The sequence below is a fragment of the Rhodococcus sp. UFZ-B548 genome (assembly GCF_903819475.1).
Lineage (GTDB): Bacteria > Actinomycetota > Actinomycetes > Mycobacteriales > Mycobacteriaceae > Rhodococcus_F > Rhodococcus_F erythropolis.
The window spans coordinates 150365-165461 of record NZ_CAIJDS010000008.1 but is presented as its reverse complement, the minus strand read 5'-3'; the positions used below and the strand labels follow the sequence as shown (position 1 = coordinate 165461).

The following is a 15097-nucleotide window of genomic DNA, read 5'->3' as shown; positions in this document are numbered from 1 at the left end:
GTCGATCGAGGGTGGTGGGATGAACCAGGGTTTGTTGTCGACGCCGATGCGGATTTCCCATTTCCCGACGAATCCGGTTTTTCGGTGCATCAATCGATGATGCGAACGGCACAGCAGGACAAGGTTGTTCATCACCGTCGGGCCACCGTTGGCCCAGTGCCGAATATGGTGCGCATCCGTCCACGCGGGAACACACGCACACCCCGGGAACGCGCAACCCTTGTCCCGGGCGATCAACGCCACTCGCTGTTCGGCGGACACTAATCGCTTTCCGGGTTTCGCATCGAGCGGAGCGCCGTGGTCGTCGAGCAGTACGGTGGACAGGAAGCAGTCGCAGCCGAGGAGTCTGGTCTGCGACACGGACAGTGGCCCGAGCCACGGCATGTGCCCGACATCAAGATCCGACATAGCCACTCCACCACCATCGGGCGCGGGCGCGGCGGCGCAGTCCCGGTGCTCCGCAAGATCACGGGCGTTGATGTGCACGTTCACGTGCGGACGCTGACCACCATCGGTACCGGTCTTCGCGCAATCGAGGTAACGGCGAATCAGTTCGGTGAACCCGTCCGCCGTCCGCTTCGCCGCCGACCGAGAATCCGGAGTTCCATCCGGTGCCGGGGTGGGCATCGTCAGATTCGACAACGCCGACAACAACATTTCCCCGGTGAGAGCATCGAAATCCCCGCGCACCACCACCCGACCATTCAACGTCGACGCGATCCGCAACTCGTTCCGATCGGTATCTTCGGCGGGCGGAATCTCATCGGATTCGAACACTCGCTCCAAGGTCGCGATCACGTTCCGTACCTTCGTGGTCGTGGCCTCCACGCCCGACGCAGCAGCCAACAACAAATCGATACAGCGAGGGAGCGCTTCGTCCGGCATGCCCTTTGGTGGTGATTCGCAGAACGCCACGATCAACACGGCATGATCGAACGAGCAGTCCCCGACATCGAACCGGGCCGCCACCGCCGGAAAAGGCCGTAGCGCTGCACCGAGGGCGGCGATCTTCTTCCCGTCCCGAACCTGCAGCATCGTGTTCGCCGCCAACCACGAACCGACCCCGCGGCTCGCAATCACCTGATCATCAGGACGCACCGAGAGTTCGTCCACCACCGCCACACGAACAGCCTCGAGACGAAGAATCTCCGCACTCGCCTCGATGGCAGCAGCACGCAACTCCGCAGCCGCCAACTGCCACAGGCGTCCGCGCAACCCCACCGCAGAACCAGACACCACATCCGACAACAGAACACTCATTGAATCCCCCGATCCCCACCCCCATCAATACTCGAACACGTGTTCGAGTCAATACCTTGCTACCAGCACAAATGAGAGCGGGGAATAGTTCGATCGATCCAGGCGTATTATTTGAGTAAGCAATACTTGCGAGCGCAAATAAATGGAGGCTGTCACCGATGACTACCGACGAACGTCGACGCGGTTCCGTCTGGCGTGACCTAGTGGTCAGCCACAGCGTCATCCTCGGCAAGATGGAGGCGGACCTTCGAACCACCACCGGGCTCACCCTTGGCCAGTACGACGTTCTGCTCCGACTGCACGAAGCGCCGGGAAACACGATCCGAATGGGCGATCTGGCCGAACTGGTCCTGGTCACCACCAGTGGCGTGACGCGCGTCGTCGATCGATTGGTCGAGGCAGGACTGGCAGAGCGCGTTCGCCCGGACAACGATCGACGCGTCGTGACGGTATCGATGACGCCTGCGGGCAAGAAGACGCTTCGAAAAGCGTCCGCCATACACACGCGAGGGATCGCCGAATACTTCTCCGATCTCATTGAAACCGAGGAGCTTCCGGTACTCGAACGCTTCTTCTCCCGACTTGCCGCACATCACACGAATCAAGGCGGCGCATGCGATGCGCACGCAGAACAACTTTCCATCACCCCCACGAACAGATAGCGAGAAACAACATGGCTTTCGAATTGGGCGTCTACCATTTCGGTGAACTCACCCCAGATCCCACTACCGGCGCGATGATGAATCCCGGTGTCCACCTTCGCCATTTGGTCGAGCAGGCAACCGTTGCCGATCAGGTTGGACTCGATGTCTTCGGCGTCGGCGAGCACCATCGCACCGACTTCGCAGTCTCAGCCCCTGCAGTTGTGCTCGCGGCAATGGCTCAGGCTACCGACAACATCAAGCTGTCCAGCGCCGTAACTGTACTCAGTTCCGACGATCCCGTCCGTGTGTTCCAACAGTTCGCGACAGTTGACCTGCTTTCCGAAGGCCGTGCCGAGATCATTGCCGGCCGAGGTTCGTACACGGAGTCATTTCCGCTTTTCGGGTACGACCTGTCCCAGTACAACGAGCTCTTCGCCGAAAAGCTCGATCTACTACTGAAACTGCGCGACGAGAACCCGATCAACTGGGAAGGACAACTTCGCGCACCACTGATCGACGGTGACGTGACGCCCCGCCCGGACCGTCAGATTCCGGTGTGGATCGCAGTCGGAGGTACTCCGGCCTCTGTCGTCCGTGCCGCGAAACTGGGCCTGCCCCTCTCGCTTGCCATCATCGGCGGAAGCTACCAACAGTTCGAACCGTTCGTCGATCTGTACCGCAGGGCTGCAGCGGAGTTCGGACACGATCCGAAGAAGCTGGCTGTCTCGATTGCTTCGCCAGGATTTGTCGATACCTCGAAGCAAACAGCACTCGACACGTCGTACCCGTACTTCCAGGCCGGGTGGATGCAGAATCATCATCAGCGGGGAAACGGAGTTCCCATGCCGCGCAGGGCATACGAAGCGCAGGCAACCACCGCGGGTGCGTTCTTCCTCGGCGGCCCGCAGGAAATCATCGACAAGACGATGGCGCAGTACGAACTGTTCCATCATGACCGCATCATGATCCAGATGGGGTTCGGCAACGTGCCACAGAAGGACATGCTGCGTGCGATCGAGATCCTCGGCACCGAAGTAGCCCCCGTTGTGCGTAAGGAAATCGAATCACTGAAGTCGTCCCAAAAATAGGAGTTTCGATGAGCACACCGCTCAAAATTGTTGCCGTTGTCGGCAACCTTCAAAAACCCTCCAAGACTCGTGCCCTCGTCGACCTGATCGTCGAAACCTTGGGAGACTTCGAGCAGATCGACACACGAGTTTTCGAGATCGTGGATCTGATTCCAGGTCTTGCATCTGCTCTGGATCGCGATCACGTCGACTCAGTGACCGCCGAAGCGCTGGCGGCAGTCGAGTCCGCCGATATCGTCATCGCGGCGTCACCGGTGTTCCGCGGCTCGTACACGGGAATGTTCAAGCATTTCTTCGATCTCGTGGACCAGTACGCGCTTGCCAACACTCCGGTGATTCTTGCTGCGACAGGTGGCAGCGACCGCCACGCTCTCGTGTTGGACCATGCCCTGCGTCCACTGTTCGCTTTCTTCCAAGCGCTGACCGCTCCGGTCGGGATCTATCTCAGCTCAGGTGATTTCGACGGAACGACTATCCTCAACCCCGAGGTATTCGAGCGTATCGAGATGGCAGCAAAGGACGTCCTGCCGGTAGCGAGGATGCTCGCGGAGCGGGATCGAGTTGCGCTGACGTGAACGCCCCTCATTCGCACAACACGGCAACAGTTGCCGGTCTGAGGATGATCGAACAGCTACGTCAGGTTCACGAACCTCTACGAGCCGATATCGAGGTACTCGAGAACGCCCTGCAACAGTTGTCGGACGAAACCGCCGATCTGACTCGGATACCCGAAATGATCGACAATCTGACGATCGCGGATTTCGTCTGGCAACTACGGGTCAACTGCGACTTCTACTGCAACACGCTGACTCTGCACCACACCATCGAAGATCAACGTATGTTCCCGGTAATGACCAGGAACTTTCCCGAGTTGGCCCCTGCGGTCGAACGACTGCAGGCAGAACACAAGCTTGTCGGGGAGATCGTGTCGGAAGCCAAGCGTGCGTCACTCGCACTGAGCACCGAATCCTCCACGGTCAATCGGGCATACGCCGCAATCTCCGAATTGGCGGATCATATGCAGTCGCACCTCGATTTCGAGGAGGCCACACTCTTTCCGTACTTCCGACGGATGGATCGCGACTGGCATTACGGCTGATCGCGCACGCTCAGTGATTCTTCAGCTCCATCGCAGTAGCGTCGAAGGGGCCACCTCATGTCAGGAGCCCCAATGACCAACCCGGATCAACCCACCGTCCAGCAATCCGTTCCTCAGCACCCGATTCGACCGCCCGTCAATGCGGGTTGGGCAGTGGTCTCGCTGCTGTTCTTCTGGCCGCTCTCCTTCTCCGCTTTCACGCACGCCTTCAACGTGTATCCGCTGTGGGCCGACGGCGATGTGGCCGGGTCGCGGTACGCGTCCGATCGAGTGAAACGACTCGGTCAGATCTCGCTGTGGATCGCAGGCGGGCTACTACTCCTGGTCTGCATCCTGTACGCGATTGCGGCAATCGTGTGGTTCGCCAACGGTGGCCACGATTACGGGCCGCGACGTATGCGCTGAACAACCACCCTGAAACAACAAACTGCAACAACAACACCGCAACAACAACACCGCCGAACATCACCTCATCAATCGATCGATGAATTCCATGGTCTGGTCCATCGAAGCGACCGTCGTTTGGCCGTGGCTGATTCCGCTGAGTTCTTGATACTCGAACTGCGTTCCTCGCGAACGCATGTCGACCAGTTGCGCCCAGGTAAGGGCGACAGGAACCGTTGTGTCCGACACGCTCTGCACCACACGCAGTGACCGGTCGTAGCCGTCGACCGGCACCTGCATCATCTCGCGAAACAGATCGTGGAAGCGTGGCGTCCACACCGACCGAGAAAACAACGAGCTCAACTGGATTCGTTCGGCGCGAATGTGGCGGCCGAGATCTCCGGCGCACAATGTCCGAGCCTTTTCCATCCACTCGATCCCCTGCGGCGAGAGAACCTCCCGAATGTTCTCTTCGGGTCGTTGATCGTCGATCCCGGCCAGAACGTACAGCGCGTATCCCACCAACCCGGTGATGCCGATGTCGGGAAACAGCGGTCCGCCCAACGGAAACAAACCTTCCATATGGGTGGGGCCGGCAACAACGACCGAGCCGCGGAAATCCAATTCCGGTGCACGAGTGGTGGCCTCGTGTCCCGCGAAGTACGCCGCATGACCGCCTTCGGACAAACCCGCGACCATCCACCGCGGACTCAGCACACTGCCGTACAACTCGTGCGCAGCCCGCACGATGTCGACCGCATTCGCGCCGGCGGCATGTCCGTCGAGATAGGCCAGCACCCCGTCGGTACCAAGTCCCGAGTAGTCGGTAGCGACTACCGCGTATCCCTGCTCCAACCAGCGTTCGATCGGTTCGATCTCGCCCGGACCGAATCCGGTCGACGAGGGTGCACACTGATCCGCACTGCCCAAAGTTCCGTGGGCATAGGAGATGACGGGCCAACCGCCCGCCGGTGGGGCACCTTCCGGCAGAAACACGGACCCTGACGACTCCCCCCATCTGTCAGCGGTACGCAGAGTTCGATACACGACCCGCTGCGTCTCACCGGCGCCGACCGGAAACACTGCGGCCGAGAGTTCGCCATAGGACTCCAGCGCGCCCGCGACTTCCGGTTCGTCCGTCGTCGCCGCGGCAGCACCTGGCCCCCAGCCGAGACTCGACAACAGAATGCTCGCCACCACGGCCGCAACAAAGGTTCTACCCGAACGACTCACCACGCCAACCCCTCCCGACCTGTGCAGAGCATGATGTCGATATGCAGATCATCATCACCGGTCACAGCCTGCCCGGACGTGAGTGTTCCGAAACCGCAACCTTCGAAGGGCGCAGCAACATCCACGTCGGCGTTCAGCGCCGAGGCCAGCCACACGAAATCCTCGACCTCGTACCAGGAGATACCGAGACAGTGCGATGGGAACTGACAGCGAGTCTGGAGCGAAAGTCCGGTGCCTGGGACATTCTCGGTTCACACATCCAGGGTCCACCTCGCGGACGCTTCATCTACCTGTCCTGGGTGACGGTATTCGATGACCAGACGTTCGAGATGTTTCGGCGCGCAAAGCTGATGCTCGACGCGATCCCCCAGCACATCGTCGAGCAGGCCGACGCTTCCGGCGTGCTCCACGGAGACCTCGGGCTCACCGACACCGCAGGTAAACCACTGTGCGCGGCAATCCGACCACCAACGATCACATGGTCCTCCTCGCCTTACTGAGCATCGTTCAGTAGTGTGGTGATCGAGCACTAACTCTGCCGGTGGCCCCACATAGTCGATACGGAGTCCGAACTGATGAGCACCGAACACCTCGATGTCCTGATCGTCGGCGCCGGCTTGTCCGGCATCGGTGCTGCTTATCGACTCCAGACCGAGCTCCCAGGAAAGTCGTACGCAATCCTCGAGGCCCGAGCGAACAGCGGCGGAACCTGGGACCTCTTCAAGTATCCCGGCATCCGATCGGATTCCGACATGTTCACGCTCGGCTACCCGTTTCGCCCGTGGACAGATGCCAAAGCAATCGCCGACGGTGATTCGATCCTGCGGTACGTGCGCGACACCGCGCGAGAGAACGGGATCGACAAGAAGATTCGGTACAACCGGAAGGTGACGGCCGCATCATGGTCGTCGGCGGACTCGACCTGGACAGTCACGGTCACGACCGGCGACGAAGACGAAACATTGACCTGTAACTTCCTCTATCTCTGCAGCGGGTACTACAGCTACGAGGGCGGATACACCCCCAACTTCCCCGGACGTGAATCGTTTGCCGGTGAGGTAGTGCATCCTCAGTTCTGGCCCGAAGAACTCGATTACTCCGACAAGAAGGTCGTTGTGATCGGAAGCGGCGCCACCGCAGTCACTTTGGTCCCCACGATGTCACGGGACGCAAGCCACGTCACGATGCTCCAGCGATCACCGACGTACATTCTGGCGCTGCCGTCCAGCGACAAATTATCGGACACCATTCGCGCGGTACTGCCGAATCAACTCGCGCACAGCATCGCTCGATGGAAGAGCGTCGTAGTGAACCTGAGTTTCTACCAACTGTGCCGACGCAGTCCGGCGCGTGCAAAGAGGATGCTGAACCTCGCGATCAGTCGTCAACTCCCGAAAGACATCCCCCTCGATCCTCACTTCACACCCTCCTACGATCCCTGGGACCAGCGCTTGTGCGTCGTACCCGACGGCGATTTGTTCAAAGCCCTCCGATCCGGCAAGGCCTCGATCGAGACCGATCACATCGACACCTTCACCGAGACCGGGATCCTTCTCGCGTCAGGTCGCGAACTCGAAGCTGACATCATCGTCACTGCAACAGGATTGAAGATGGAGGCGTGCGGCGGGATGTCCATCGAAGTGGACGGCGAACCCGTCACCCTCGGTGATCGTTACGTCTACAAGGGCATGATGATCAGCGACGTACCGAACTTCGCGATGTGCGTCGGCTACACCAACGCCTCGTGGACTCTGCGAGCAGATCTCACGTCGATGTACGTGTGCCGACTGCTGACGGAGATGGACAAGCGCGACTATTCGAAGTGCGTGCCGCACGCGACCGAAGAAATGGACCAGCGGCCGATCCTGGATCTGGCGTCGGGGTACGTCATGCGTGCCGTGGAACAGTTCCCGAAGCAGGGATCGAAGTCACCGTGGAACATGCGTCAGAACTACATCCTTGACCGTCTTCACTCCACGTTCGGGAGCATCAACGACCACATGACGTTCTCGAAGGCACCAGCTCGACATTCGACGCCGGTACCGAGCAAGAGTTGAGCGGACCACGAACAACCAGGTAGAGCAGTCTGGCGAAGCCACCAATCGATCCGACGACAAAGAACACGCCAGAACCTGCGACCACGGCACAGAGCGCACCGAGAACGATGATCGTCGACGCCTCTACCATTCGACCGGCTGACTCCGATCCCAGAACGTGTATTTCATCAACTCCTTCGTTCATAAAACTATTTTCAGCCAACCGTCCAGCCGGTTTGTAGGGACTTTAGTCACGAGTCGGGTCAAAATGGACTCATAATTGCAGGTCAAGCGTTCAGTTGGCCACTCCGGTCGGATGAACTGCAGACCGTTCCGTAGTGTGCGCATCACAGAAAGTGGAACCAACGCCGGGGGGAACATCATGAAGGTCGTCGTTTTCGGGGCAACAGGAATGGTCGGCAGCAGCGTCCTGAGGGAATGCCTCGACGACCCGCGAATCGACGAAGTCGTGACCGTCGGCCGCAATCCGTCCGGTACAACCGCCCCGAAGATCGTCGACATCGTTCACCGCGACATGCTCGACTTCTCGGCGATCGAAGCCGATCTGACCGGCGCGGATGCCTGCTTCTTCTGCCTCGGTGTCTCCTCTGCCGGCATGAACGAAGCCGACTACACCCGCATCACGCATGACATCACGCTTGCCGCCGCCACGACACTGTCGGGTGTGAACCCTCAGATGGTGTTCGTCTACGTGTCCGGCGAAAGCGCCGACTCCACCGAAACCAGCAAGACCATGTGGAAGCGAGTACGTGGCGCGACCGAAAATGCGCTACTCGCCCTCCCTCTCACGACCTACATCCTCCGGCCCGGATTCATCCGTCCGCGCCCGGGATCGCCGTCGAAGACGTGGTGGTACAAGGCCTTCTATCAAATCTCCGTGCCTCTCTACCCACTCTTGCGCAAGGTCTGGCCCAGCAGCGTGACCACCAGCGAAAACATCGGCAGGGCAATGATCACCCTCGCGGCAAACACGCCAGATCTTCCCGACCGCGTCCTTCGCAGCGACAAGATCAACGAACTCGCGCAGGCCTGACAGTCTTACCTCGAAAGACGAAGCCGCGGGCGACGAGTTCCAACGCCACGGCGACCGAGCAGGTTTGCGCCAACAGCAGCCCTGCCAGCACAAGAATTTGCACGGCACCGGCTTGAACGGCCGAACCCGTCGCGAGCAAAACGCCGACAAAAGCGCCGGGCAATGTCACGAGGCCGACGGTGCGCGTCTGGTCGACTCCCGGTAGCAGGGCGTCGGAGGCTGCGGTGCGGGCTACTTCCCACCGTGCATCGCGCTGGGAAAATCCAAGGCTCAGTGCGGCTTCGACTTCCCCGTATCGATCATCGACGGCGTCGAGTCCGCGTTTGGCTGCCATCGATGTTGCAGTCATAGCGCCGCCCAGAACAATTCCGCCGATCGGCACCAGAGCGATGCCTTCCAGCGGAACCACTCCGGACAGCAGCATCAGTGGCAGAACCACACCGATTCCCGACGCCAAGGCGATGGTCAGCCACGCTCCGGACGTTCCTGCGCCGCAGCGTCGTGCCGCGGTGAACGACGCCGCAGCGAACATGCCGACGAGCACGAGGAGCGCTGACCAGATGTGAGCCAAGGCTGCGGCGAGGATCAACGAAATCGCAGCCAACTGAAGAGCGCCACGAGCGAGTGCGCCGGGGACTACCCGAACGCTACCGAGAGAGGTGAATCGGTAGACGAGCGTGGCGACAAGAGCCATGACGATGCAGAGGACAACCAGACGGATGCCGGAGTCGGCTATCGAAAGGCTCATAGGTCACAGTGTTCCCTACGAGCCGAGTCCGATTCGAATTCGAGAACCGCTCAGAAAACCCAACCGCGAAGAGCGACGAATCGCAGGCCACCGACAATTCCACTCACTGCGATCACAAGCCCGGCTTGAAGAAGTCCGTCGGCTCCGGGGAGAAGGAAGCCGAGCGCACTGATGGCGGCCGAACTGGCGATCAACCCGACCAGAGCGAGTCCACCGCCTTCCCACTGCGCGGTGAACCAGTTGACGCGATCCGCGGCATGGAAGGTGAGCCGGCGATGCAGCTCGTTGGCCAGAATGGTGCTCAAGACTGCACCAACGGCGTTGGCGACCAGCGCTCCGTCACCGCGCAGCGCCAGAAAAGCGGCAAAGTACAAGATATTGCTGGCTCCGCCGACGAGGGCAAAACGAACGAGCTGAGCAAAGGCGCCGTCGCCGGCAAGAGCGCGAAGCCTCGTTGCCGCGAAACCTGCACTCCGCGTACCCACCATCGAGATCGGATTGCTCCCGACCCAGATGTCAGACGTGCTCATATCGGCTTCTCTCATACGGACAATCGGAACCACACGTTCCGCTTAGTAATATAGCACTAACGGAATCGATCATTCCGCTTAGTGCCGTAGACTGTGAGGATGCCGACAACACACCCCGACGCTTCTCATGCGGGGACCTCGGCCGACTGCTCACAGCCGCGCCTTCGGTCCGACGCCAAGGCCAACCTCGAGCGCATCCTCAACTCCGCTCGCGAGGTGTTCGCCGCCCAAGGACTCGACGCCACGCTGGCGGACGTCGCCAAGCACGCCGGCGTCGGCGTCGGCACCGTCTATCGCCGGTTCGCCAGCAAGGACGAGCTGATCCAGGCCCTGTTCGACACACGGTGCTCCGAGATCGAAACGATTGCCGCCACCGCCCGGGAGATGCCAGACGCCTGGGAAGGTCTTGTCTACTTTCTCGACGTGATCTCCCTGCGCATGGCAGACAACCGCGGATTCGGCGATCTCCTGATGGACGGGCGCTTCGCGTCCGACACTTTCGCTCGCGCGCGCGCCGGGATCGCTCAGCACACCGCGGCACTTGTCAATCGCGCCAAGGAACAGGGCACCCTGCGGAGCGACTTCGAAGTTAACGACATTCCGCTTCTCATGCAGGTCGTCAAGATGGCCCAGAAGTTCGGCGGCGACGAGGCCCCTCAGGCTTACCGCCGCGCACTCGGGTTCATGATCGACGGACTCTGCGCGTCCCGCACCGGCCATCGCGAGTTGCCCGTCCCGGCGCTTTCCTCCGAACAACTCGATCACGTCCTTCATCGGTTTCAGGCATCGCCCGATAAGAACTGCTGACTCGATTTCGGGGTCGACGCCGCAATGGCGTCGACCCCGAAATTTGCTGTCAGTGGGCGATTACCGGTTCACCTTCCGGCGAATCCGGAAGCAGTCCACTCCGAAGAACCAGTCCGGTCAAGACCGCACCGACCGCGAATATGCCTGCGGCCCAATAGAACGTCGTGGTGTAACTCTCGACGGCAGCCTGTGCCTGGGTCAGCGGATTCATTTCGCGTCCCACCAGGTAGTTGGTGGAAGCCGAGGCTGCAATCGTGCTGAGCAGCGCGGTGCCGATCGAGCCGCCGACCTGCTGCATCGTGTTGACCGTGGCAGATGCGACGCCGGCATCTTCGTGATGCACGCCTGAAGTTGCTCCCTGCATCGACGGGGCGAAAATGCTGCCCATGCCGAGTCCGGTGACGACGAGCCCCGGCAGAATGTGGACTGCATAGGTGCTGTCCACGGAAATCTGGGCCAGCAGCGTCATTCCGATCGCCGCGATGACCATTCCGCTCACGATCAGCACTCGCGGACCGACGCGCGGTAGCAAAACCGCTGTCGAAAGCGTTGCCGCTGTCACGATTCCGAACACCATCGGCATGAATGCGAGGCCGGTCATGATCGGGCTGTACCCGAGGATCAGCTGCATGTAGTACGTCAGGAACAGGAAGACTGCGAACATGCCTGCGCCGGAAAGGAAGATCGCCAGGTACGAGCCAGCCCGGATTCGGTCGAGGACCACCCTCAGCGGCAGGAGCGGGTGCTCGGACTTTGTCTGCCAGTAGATGAACGCCGCCATGAACACGACGCCGGCAACGAGCCACGAGATGGTGGGAGTTGCACTCCACCCGTCCGATTCGGCCTTCGAGAATCCGAAGACGATGCTGAACAAGCTGATCGACACCAGGATCGTTCCCGGGATGTCGAGTTTGGGTCGCGAGTCACTGGTGTGCGGCGCGAGCAACAGGACTGCTCCGACCAGGGCGATCGCCGCGAAGAAGAGATTCACGAAGAGGCACCAACGCCAGTCGACCCACTCGGTGAGCGCTCCGCCGAGCAGCAGTCCGATGGCGCCACCGCCGCCGGCAACGGCACCGAAGATACCGAAAGCCTTGGCACGCTCACCTGGATCCGTGAATGTCACGGACAGCAGCGACAGGGCTGCCGGGGCAAGGAGCGCACCGAATACGCCCTGGCCGGCACGAGCGGCAACAAGCATTTCGAAATTGACGGCTGCGCCACCGATGGCGGAAGCCACGGCGAAGCCGATCAGGCCGACGATGAAAGTTCGCCTGCGCCCGAACAAGTCGCTCAATCGACCGCCGAGTAGCAGCAAGCTGCCGAACGCCAATGCGTATGCCGTGATGATCCACTGGCGGTCCGAATCACCGAACTCCAGTGAGCGCTGCGCAGCAGGCAGCGCGATGTTGACGATGGTGGCATCCAAGACCACCATCAGCTGCGCAATTCCCAGAACCGCGAGAACCAGCCACCGCTTTGCGTGGTTGTCCCCTGAAGGCGCTGAGGACTGCTCGAATTCAGTCCGTTCAGCAATGTCTGACATAGTCCCTCGCCCAACCTATGCGGAGATGGCTTCTCCGGTTAGCAAAAACGCTACACGAAAACGGAGAGGCTGTCTCCACTTGGCGGGTAGAGTGGGGACATGAGTACCGCAATGGAGCGCCCCCTTCGCGCCGATGCTGCACGTAATCGGCAGTTGATCATCGACGCCGCACGTGAATTGTTCGCCGAAGAAGGGATCGACGTCACACTCGACGACGTCGCCCGGCGCGCGGGTGTCGGCGTCGGAACGGTCTATCGGCGGTTCGCCAGCAAAGAAGAATTGATCGACGGAGTCTTCCAACAGAACTTCGCCGACATGGCGGCGGCCGCGGACGCGTCACTCGCCAATCCGGATCCGTGGGACGGCCTGGTCACCTTTGCCGAATTCGCCTGCAGCCGTATGTCGGTCAACCGCGGGCTCAAAGACGTCCTGAACGGAACCGACGAGGGATGCGAGCAAGTCGCATGCCAACGATCCATCATCGAACCGTCGGTCGAGAGGATCTTCTACCGGGCCCAGGAGGCCGGGATGCTGCGCCCCGACGCCGTACCGACGGACCTGTTCGGCCTCATCTTCATGGTGGGCGCAGTCACCGAATTTGCTCAGCCCGTCAACCCGACCGTGTGGCGTCGATACCTCTCGGTGATGCTCGACGGTCTACGCACGGAGGGCTTGCACCGTGACGCACTCCCCCTTCCTCCGCTGAGTTCGGAGGAATTGCACGAGGCCAAGCAATGCCTGAAAGACCGCCGCCGTTGAGCGGTTCGGTCAGATCTGCTCACGAGGAATGAAAATCCACATCACGATGTAGATCAGAAACTGCGGGCCGGGCAGCAGGCACGAGAGCACGAACAGCAAGCGGACAGTCGACGACTTCCAACCGAAGTATCGAGCGATTCCGGCGCACACCCCACCGAACATTGCTCCCGAGCGGGCGCGGGTGAGCTTGCGGGTCTTCATCGGGGAGGTCATGTGTTGTTTCCTTTCAACGGAACTCGCGGTTCATCCGCGTCGACCTCCACTATCCGCTGCCGATCCACCTGTGCGCATCAGGCCATGGACCCATCTTTTCCGACGCGGTGTGTCCTCAGGTACGAGTCCATCCCCGCGTCGGACTCAGGGTTCTCCCCCACACCCCAGCCTCGAACCCCAGCCTCGTACCTCAGCAGGGAAACATGCGTCGAAGCCGTTTCGGAGCCGCAAAAGGTTGCCAGTTGTCCACGTCCTGCGCCAGACGATCGGCAACCGTCCACAACGCCGACGGGTTGTGGGTCAACCCCATATGACTGCCTTGCACCGCAATGCTTTCCGACAGGCCTGCCGAGGTTTCACAGCACGCTTGCCATGGAACGATACCGTCGTGCCTGGAGTAGACCGACGTGGCAGGAACGGAAATAGGCGATCCCTGTTCGGATTCGATGCCGTCGACCGGAGGCAGTATCGCGTGATTACCGGACAAACGAGCGTAGAGAGATCCGACTCTCGTCTGCTCCAGACTGGTGAGAGCGAAAGGACTTCCGAGTGTCACTACCTGACGTACGGAATCCGGCAGATCCCTCGCCAGCTTTCGAGCGTAGATACCGCCCAAACTCCAGCCGATCACCGACACCTTCTGCTCGTATCGATCAGCTACCTCGGCCAATGCGGCAGGCAATCCGTCGACCACCGTCGCCGTCGGACCGGTGTTCAGACCCAGATTCCAACCGTGAACCCGGTATCCGAGAAAGCTCAGGTACGTCCTCAAGGCGAGAGTCGACACGTCCGAAGTCAGCAATCCGGGGAGAACGAGGACCGGATGCCCGTCCCCACGCGGCGATCGAAGCAACCAAGGAGCCGCGAGAAGCAGTGAAGCGATGTCGACCAGTCCGCGCGTCGGCTCGCTCAGACACATCGCCAAGGATGGTGGCCCCGGAACGAGTGGGTCGACTTCACGAATCAGCGTCGATCGCTGCGCCCAATCGAATTCGGTCTCCGCGAAATCGATCGCCGAGACTTCCGCAACTACGGACACCTGAACTCCTGTCGGCCGGTGCCCTCGTCGGGGCGTGTGGTGGGGCGGTTCCGCGAGCTGTGTGCTCAACCCGCGGAACCTTGTCCTCATCCACCACCGGTAGCGAACCAGGACCCGTTCTGCCCACAGATTCGTGACCAAAGGCCTCTCGACCACACGAACACTGTGTGATCCAGAACACTAGTTTTGATTACGTTGCATCTACGTTGCGTACGTGTTTCGTCCCCGAAGGAGAACAGATGGCATTCACGGAAGAAGAAATCGCATACATGCAGTCGCAGCCACTGGCGCGCGTAGCGACGCTCTCACCGCACGGGCAACCAGACGTCGTGCCATTGGCCTTCGAATACGACGGGGCCCACTTCTGGATCGGCGGGGGCGGCCCGAGTGTCCTGAAAACCAAGAAGTTCCGCAATATCGGGTCAGGACAACTCGAAGTAGCCCTCGTCATCGACGACATGCCGTCATTCGAGCCGTTTGTCGCGCGCGGGATCAGGATCTACGGAGTCGCTGAGCGGCCGATCGAAAGGGTAGGAATGGTCGGTCCCGGAATCTATTCACGCATCACTCCGACAGTCTCGTGGAGTTGGAACTTGGCGGGAGAACCGGCGGGTGAGACCTGGTACGAATCTCACAAGACTGTTCACACGCAATAGG

The 15097-nt window shown here is 60.6% G+C and carries 18 protein-coding genes; 11 read left to right on the top strand and 7 right to left on the bottom strand.

What is annotated here, in order from left to right:
- The coding region (locus tag H7C86_RS10650) for an HNH endonuclease signature motif containing protein (RefSeq protein ID WP_182261532.1) at positions 1 to 1260 on the bottom strand (1260 nt) is incomplete at its 3' end.
- A gap of 158 nt (positions 1261 to 1418) precedes the next feature.
- Here H7C86_RS10650 and H7C86_RS10645 point away from each other — a divergent pair.
- From H7C86_RS10645 to H7C86_RS10625, 5 genes are all read left to right on the top strand, one after another.
- Positions 1419 to 1922 (top strand): MarR family winged helix-turn-helix transcriptional regulator, encoded by a 504-nt coding sequence (locus H7C86_RS10645; RefSeq protein ID WP_060938066.1) that lies wholly within the window; start codon positions 1419 to 1421, stop codon positions 1920 to 1922.
- Between the two features lie 11 nt (positions 1923 to 1933).
- Positions 1934 to 2992 carry an LLM class flavin-dependent oxidoreductase gene (locus H7C86_RS10640; protein ID WP_021332078.1) on the top strand — a complete coding sequence of 353 codons (1059 nt, stop codon included), beginning with the start codon at positions 1934 to 1936 and terminating at the stop codon, positions 2990 to 2992.
- An 8-nt stretch (positions 2993 to 3000) separates the two neighbouring features.
- Entirely contained in the window at positions 3001 to 3567 is a 567-nt protein-coding gene (gene msuE, locus H7C86_RS10635; protein ID WP_019745144.1) for an FMN reductase, read from the top strand.
- A complete protein-coding gene (locus H7C86_RS10630; protein WP_046379205.1) occupies positions 3564 to 4091 on the top strand; it encodes a hemerythrin domain-containing protein in 528 nt (175 codons plus the stop codon). Before msuE ends, H7C86_RS10630 begins: the two co-directional genes overlap by 4 nt.
- A 72-nt stretch (positions 4092 to 4163) precedes the next feature.
- The gene (locus tag H7C86_RS10625; protein ID WP_003940071.1) at positions 4164 to 4496 is read left to right on the top strand and encodes a CD225/dispanin family protein; all 333 of its coding nucleotides are present in this window, start codon (positions 4164 to 4166) and stop codon (positions 4494 to 4496) included.
- A gap of 60 nt (positions 4497 to 4556) precedes the next feature.
- On the opposite strand, the gene H7C86_RS10620 is transcribed toward H7C86_RS10625, so the two are convergent.
- Complete coding sequence (locus tag H7C86_RS10620) at positions 4557 to 5711, bottom strand: lipase family protein (RefSeq protein WP_182261531.1); 1155 nt, start codon at positions 5709 to 5711, stop codon at positions 4557 to 4559.
- A 38-nt stretch (positions 5712 to 5749) separates the two neighbouring features.
- Between H7C86_RS10620 and H7C86_RS10615 the strand changes: the two genes are divergently transcribed.
- From H7C86_RS10615 to H7C86_RS10605, 3 genes are all read left to right on the top strand, one after another.
- On the top strand, positions 5750 to 6208 hold the full coding sequence (locus H7C86_RS10615) for a DUF5990 family protein (RefSeq protein ID WP_182261530.1): 459 nt from the start codon (positions 5750 to 5752) through the stop codon (positions 6206 to 6208).
- 75 nt (positions 6209 to 6283) lie between these two features.
- Complete coding sequence (locus tag H7C86_RS10610; protein WP_182261529.1) at positions 6284 to 7765, top strand: NAD(P)/FAD-dependent oxidoreductase; 1482 nt, start codon at positions 6284 to 6286, stop codon at positions 7763 to 7765.
- Between the two features lie 319 nt (positions 7766 to 8084).
- On the top strand, positions 8085 to 8798 hold the full coding sequence (locus tag H7C86_RS10605; RefSeq protein ID WP_020908977.1) for an NAD(P)H-binding protein: 714 nt from the start codon (positions 8085 to 8087) through the stop codon (positions 8796 to 8798).
- On the opposite strand, the gene H7C86_RS10600 is transcribed toward H7C86_RS10605, so the two are convergent.
- Both H7C86_RS10600 and H7C86_RS10595 read right to left on the bottom strand, forming a co-directional pair.
- Positions 8776 to 9546: an ABC transporter permease gene (locus tag H7C86_RS10600; RefSeq protein ID WP_182261528.1), complete on the bottom strand. Its 771-nt coding sequence runs from the start codon at positions 9544 to 9546 to the stop codon at positions 8776 to 8778. The genes H7C86_RS10605 and H7C86_RS10600 overlap by 23 nt on opposite strands.
- A gap of 50 nt (positions 9547 to 9596) precedes the next feature.
- Positions 9597 to 10034, bottom strand: a complete 438-nt coding sequence (locus H7C86_RS10595; RefSeq protein WP_020908979.1) for a GtrA family protein — start codon at positions 10032 to 10034, stop codon at positions 9597 to 9599.
- 141 nt (positions 10035 to 10175) lie between these two features.
- Here H7C86_RS10595 and H7C86_RS10590 point away from each other — a divergent pair, with 141 nt between their 5' ends.
- On the top strand, positions 10176 to 10883 hold the full coding sequence (locus H7C86_RS10590; RefSeq protein WP_020970663.1) for a TetR/AcrR family transcriptional regulator: 708 nt from the start codon (positions 10176 to 10178) through the stop codon (positions 10881 to 10883).
- A gap of 49 nt (positions 10884 to 10932) precedes the next feature.
- On the opposite strand, the gene H7C86_RS10585 is transcribed toward H7C86_RS10590, so the two are convergent.
- The gene (locus H7C86_RS10585; protein WP_003940566.1) at positions 10933 to 12429 is read right to left on the bottom strand and encodes an MFS transporter; all 1497 of its coding nucleotides are present in this window, start codon (positions 12427 to 12429) and stop codon (positions 10933 to 10935) included.
- 99 nt (positions 12430 to 12528) lie between these two features.
- On the opposite strand from H7C86_RS10585, the gene H7C86_RS10580 reads away from it, so the two are divergent.
- The gene (locus H7C86_RS10580) at positions 12529 to 13188 is read left to right on the top strand and encodes a TetR/AcrR family transcriptional regulator (RefSeq protein ID WP_019745154.1); all 660 of its coding nucleotides are present in this window, start codon (positions 12529 to 12531) and stop codon (positions 13186 to 13188) included.
- Positions 13189 to 13197: 9 nt separating this feature from the next.
- On the opposite strand, the gene H7C86_RS10575 is transcribed toward H7C86_RS10580, so the two are convergent.
- Both H7C86_RS10575 and H7C86_RS10570 read right to left on the bottom strand, forming a co-directional pair.
- Entirely contained in the window at positions 13198 to 13401 is a 204-nt protein-coding gene (locus H7C86_RS10575; protein WP_019745155.1) for a PspC domain-containing protein, read from the bottom strand.
- A gap of 190 nt (positions 13402 to 13591) precedes the next feature.
- A complete protein-coding gene (locus tag H7C86_RS10570; RefSeq protein ID WP_041815226.1) occupies positions 13592 to 14440 on the bottom strand; it encodes an alpha/beta fold hydrolase in 849 nt (282 codons plus the stop codon).
- Between the two features lie 239 nt (positions 14441 to 14679).
- Here H7C86_RS10570 and H7C86_RS10565 point away from each other — a divergent pair, with 239 nt between their 5' ends.
- Complete coding sequence (locus H7C86_RS10565) at positions 14680 to 15096, top strand: PPOX class F420-dependent oxidoreductase (RefSeq protein ID WP_182261527.1); 417 nt, start codon at positions 14680 to 14682, stop codon at positions 15094 to 15096.
- Position 15097 lies beyond the last annotated feature (1 nt).

Coding starts and splice junctions, on each gene's coding strand:
- H7C86_RS10645 (WP_060938066.1), top strand. CDS start 1,419: ATGACTACCGACGAACGTCGACGCGGTTCCGTCTGGCGTGACCTAGTG.
- H7C86_RS10640 (WP_021332078.1), top strand. CDS start 1,934: ATGGCTTTCGAATTGGGCGTCTACCATTTCGGTGAACTCACCCCAGAT.
- msuE (WP_019745144.1), top strand. CDS start 3,001: ATGAGCACACCGCTCAAAATTGTTGCCGTTGTCGGCAACCTTCAAAAA.
- H7C86_RS10625 (WP_003940071.1), top strand. CDS start 4,164: ATGACCAACCCGGATCAACCCACCGTCCAGCAATCCGTTCCTCAGCAC.
- H7C86_RS10615 (WP_182261530.1), top strand. CDS start 5,750: ATGCAGATCATCATCACCGGTCACAGCCTGCCCGGACGTGAGTGTTCC.
- H7C86_RS10610 (WP_182261529.1), top strand. CDS start 6,284: ATGAGCACCGAACACCTCGATGTCCTGATCGTCGGCGCCGGCTTGTCC.
- H7C86_RS10600 (WP_182261528.1), bottom strand. CDS start 9,546: ATGAGCCTTTCGATAGCCGACTCCGGCATCCGTCTGGTTGTCCTCTGC.
- H7C86_RS10595 (WP_020908979.1), bottom strand. CDS start 10,034: ATGGTGGGTACGCGGAGTGCAGGTTTCGCGGCAACGAGGCTTCGCGCT.
- H7C86_RS10590 (WP_020970663.1), top strand. CDS start 10,176: ATGCCGACAACACACCCCGACGCTTCTCATGCGGGGACCTCGGCCGAC.
- H7C86_RS10585 (WP_003940566.1), bottom strand. CDS start 12,429: ATGTCAGACATTGCTGAACGGACTGAATTCGAGCAGTCCTCAGCGCCT.
- H7C86_RS10580 (WP_019745154.1), top strand. CDS start 12,529: ATGAGTACCGCAATGGAGCGCCCCCTTCGCGCCGATGCTGCACGTAAT.
- H7C86_RS10575 (WP_019745155.1), bottom strand. CDS start 13,401: ATGACCTCCCCGATGAAGACCCGCAAGCTCACCCGCGCCCGCTCGGGA.
- H7C86_RS10565 (WP_182261527.1), top strand. CDS start 14,680: ATGGCATTCACGGAAGAAGAAATCGCATACATGCAGTCGCAGCCACTG.